General features: G+C 63.9%; 1 pseudogene. It reads left to right on the forward strand.

What is annotated here, in order from left to right:
• Nucleotides 1-216 (forward strand): annotated as a pseudogene (locus EXE42_RS18240) (signal peptidase I); the annotation flags it as partial.

Consider the following 216-nt stretch of genomic DNA (forward strand, 5'->3'; position numbering starts at 1 on the left):
GTCCCGCCGGCGATCGCCGGTGACATCGAGGAGGGTGATGTCGTCACGTTCGAGGCGCAGGAGCTTCAGGGAGGCGGCTTAACCACCCATCGGGTTGTCGACGAAACGGATCAGGGATACATCACCCGTGGCGACGCGAACCCCTTTACCGACCAAGACGGTCCCGAGCCGCCGGTTCAGGAGTCACAGATCGCTGCTGTCGCGCTGGAGCTTGGT

Origin of the sequence: Halorubrum sp. SP3, from assembly GCF_005435195.1 — an archaeon.
Taxonomy (GTDB): domain Archaea; phylum Halobacteriota; class Halobacteria; order Halobacteriales; family Haloferacaceae; genus Halorubrum; species Halorubrum sodomense.